This is a genomic window from Streptomyces sp., from assembly GCF_031178505.1.
Taxonomy (GTDB): Bacteria; Actinomycetota; Actinomycetes; order Streptomycetales; family Streptomycetaceae; genus Streptomyces; species Streptomyces gulbargensis.
The window spans coordinates 1-3,563 of record NZ_JAPSIW010000715.1; the positions used below are offsets into that span (position 1 = coordinate 1).

Below are 3,563 nucleotides of genomic sequence, written 5' to 3' on the forward strand. Positions count from 1 at the left end.
TCCAGCGCCTCGAAGCCCTCCAGGAGGCGATCGGCTCCTGCATCAGCGCGCTGCGCAGGGCGACGACCGCCTCCTCCTGAACCCGGCGCCGGTCCCCCGGGCCGCCCGGCTCAGTCGTGGTGGCCGAGCTGGAGATCGCGTTCCGTGCGGCCGCCGCCGGCCACCTGGAGGACGGTGGCGACCGGCGGGTAGCCGGCGGCGATGACCGTGTACTCGCCCGAGGACAGGTCCACGAAACGGAAGGTGCCGTCGGGGCCGGTGGTGAGGGTGTCGACGACGTTCCCGGCCGCGTCGAGCAGGGTCACCCGGGCGTCCTCCACGGGGCGTCCGCCGCCGGCCCGTACCGTGCCGCGCAGCACCGCCCCGCCGGCCAGTTCGATGTCCTGGCGGGTCTCGCGGGAGGACTGCACGCTCACCGGGAGGGCGGCGGGCCGGAAGGCGGGGGCGCTGGCGGCGAGGGTGTACTCGCCGGCGACCAGTTCGCCGATCACGTAGCCGCCCTCGCGTCCGCTGCGCGTGGAGGCGACGACCTCCCCGCGCACGTCGGTGAGGGTGACGGCCGCGTCCCGGACGGGGGTGCCGTCGGCGGTGAGGACGGTGCCGGCGAGCCGGCCCGCGCCGCCGAGGACGACGTCGAGCTCGACCGGCCGGTCGCCGACGGTCACGGAGACGGCCTGCGGCTGGTGGCCGCCGGCGGCGGCGATCAGCACGTACGGGCCGGGGCCGGGGACGCTCAGCGCGTACCGGCCGTCCTCGCCGCTCGCCCCGCGCCCGATCTGGCGGCCCTGCACGTCGATGAGGGTGAGCGCGGCCCGGGGCACGCGGCTGCCGTCGTGGTGCTGGACGGCGCCGCAGACGGGGACGCCCGAGTGCGGGGGCGGGGCGGCGTGGCCGGCCGGGGACGCGGCGTGCCGGGCGTGCGGGACCGCCTGGGCCGCGGTGTCGGCGAAGGAGTCGGTGCGGGCCTCGGTGGCGGGGCTGTGGTGGGACACCAGCGGTTTCTCCTTGAGGAAGAAGGCGAGGACGAGGCCGAGTACGAGGACCGGCACGAGGTAGAGGAAGATCCGCGGCATCGCCTCCGCGTACGCCTGGATGTAGGCGTCGCGCAGGGCGGGCGGCAGGGTGTGGACCGTCTGCGGGGTGATCGACTCGGCGGGCGGGAGTCCGGCGGCGCCGGCGGGCGCGGGGAGGGTGGCGAGGCGGTCGCCGAGGGCGTCGTCGAGCCGGGACGCGAAGAGGGTGCCGAAGACGGCGGCGCCGACGCTGCCGCCGATCTGGCGGAAGTAGTTGTGGGCGCTGGTGGCGGTGCCGAGGTCGGTGGGACGGACGGAGTTCTGGACGGCGAGGATCAGGACCGGCATGACCAGGCCGATGCCGGTGCCGAGGACGGCCTGCCACAGGCTGTGCGTGAGGCGCGGGGTGTCCGCGTCCATGCGGGAGAGCAGCCACATGCCGAGGACGGAGACGGCGCCACCGGCGAGCGGGTAGATCCTGTAGCGCCCCGTGCGGGTGATCAGCTGGCCCGAGACGACGGAGGCGAGGACGATGCCGCCCATCAGGGGGAGCATCAGCAGCCCGGACTCGGTGGCGGTGGCGCCCTCGACCATCTGGAGGAAGGTGGGCAGGTAGCTGGCCGCGCCGAAGAGGGCGATGCCGATGACGGCGCCGACGAGACCGGTGACGGTGAAGACGGAGTCTCGGAACAGACGCAGGGGGATGAGGGGTTCGGACGCGAAGTGCTCGACGACCAGGAAGAGGAGGGCGGTTCCGGCGGCGCCGCAGCCGAGGCCGATGATGACGCGGGAGTCCCAGGCGTACTCGGTCCCGCCCCAGCTGGTCAGCAGGACGAGGCAGGTGGATGCGGCGGCGAGCAGCAGGGTGCCGAGGACATCGAAGCGGGCGCGGGCGGTCGGTTTCGGCAGCTTGAGGACCGTGGCGACGACGGCGAGGGTGAGGAGCCCGAAGGGCACGTTGAAGTAGAAGCACCAGCGCCAGGAGACGTGGTCGGTGAAGAAGCCGCCGAGCAGCGGGCCGGCGACGGAGGCGAGGCCGAAGGCGGCGCCGATGAGCCCCATGTACCGGCCGCGCTCCCGGGCGGGGACGATGTCGGCGATGATCGCCTGCACGCCGATCATCAGGCCGCCGGCGCCGACGCCCTGCAGGGCGCGGAAGGCGATCAGCTCGTCCATGGTGCGCGACCAGCCGGCCAGTCCTGAGCCGATGACGAAGACGACGATGGCGAAGAGGAAGACGCTCTTGCGGCCGAGGAGGTCGCCGAGCTTGCCGTAGACCGGCAGGCCGATGGTGGAGGTCAGCAGGTAGGCGGTGATCGCCCAGGACATCCGGTCCAGGCCCTGGAGTTCGCCGACGATGCGGGGCAGGGCGGTGGCGACGATCATCTGCTCCAGCGCGGCGAGGAGCAGCGCGAGCATGAGGCCGCAGAAGACGAGCCGGACCCGGCGCGGGTCGAGGGCGGGCTCGGGGCCGGTGGGGTGCGGGGGGCCGCCGGGGGGACCACCGGCGGGACGGCCGGTGGCGGGGGCCGTGTCCTCGCCGGTGTCGCGCGCGGCGGGGGCGCCCGTGAGGAGCGGTTCCGTGTCCGCGAGCGCGGTGGACCCGGCCGGCTCCCCCGTACCCCCGGCGTCCTTCGCCGTCGTGATCCCGCCCACGCGCTGCTCCCCTCGTCACGGCCTGCGGCCGTCACGGTCCTGCTCGTCACGGCCTCTGCGCCGGGCCATTCTTCGCATCGGGCGCGAAGCGGGAGCAAGTCGGGCGGGCGCGGCGGACGGTGGGGAGCGACGCGGCGAACGCCCTTGCGCCCCCGCGCACTTGGGCGCTCATCAGCGCGTTTGTCGAGCGCTCCGCGCCCCCAACGCACGTACGGCACGGGCACGGGGGCGCGGAGAATCCACCCGTACAGGGGAACGCCCGGGGCGTTACTTCTCCGTCTCCTCGGCGAGGCGGGCGAGCACGGCGTCGTGGATCCGGGCCAGCCCCTTGGGCGCGAAGGTCCGCTCGAAGAAGCCGCCGATGCCGCCGGCGCCGTTCCAGACGGTGGTGACCACGACCCGGGACCTGCCCTCCCCGGCGGGGGTGACGACCCAGGTGGTGACCATGGAGGAGTTGCGGTCCTTCTCGACGAGCTGGCCCTCGGTGGGCTCGGTGACCTCCAGGAGGCAGTCACGGACGCGCTTGCTCGTGGCCTGGAGCTTCCAGTGGACGAGCGTGCCCTCGCCGTCGCCGCCCTCCCGTACCTCGTACTCGCTGAACTGCTCGGGGAGCAGCTTCGCCCGCGTGCCGCTGTAGTCGGCCAGCGCGTCGAACACCGTCTCCGCGTCGGCGGCGACGATCCGTTCCGTGGTGGCCTCGACCTGCGTCATCGCATTTCCTCCAGCTCGTGATTCCTCGGGGACGTGCGCCTAGGGGGTGTCTCGCCGATCTTGCCGGGCTCGCGACGCCTGGCACGCACGCTCGCCGCGTTGTCGTCGGTCGCCGATGTCCCCCGGGCTTCGCCCGGGAGGTGCCCCCACCGCATGGACTCCCTCCTCCGCCTTGCGATCGCA

2 protein-coding genes are annotated in these 3,563 nt (G+C 74.1%); both read right to left on the reverse strand.

The annotated features are described in order from the left end of the window. Positions 1-110: 110 nt before the first annotated feature. Entirely contained in the window at positions 111-2,669 is a 2,559-nt protein-coding gene (locus RIF68_RS31005) for an MFS transporter (RefSeq protein WP_309054593.1), read from the reverse strand. A gap of 267 nt (positions 2,670-2,936) precedes the next feature. After that, entirely contained in the window at positions 2,937-3,380 is a 444-nt protein-coding gene (locus tag RIF68_RS31010) for an SRPBCC family protein (RefSeq protein ID WP_309054594.1), read from the reverse strand. Between the last annotated feature and the right edge of the window lie 183 nt (positions 3,381-3,563).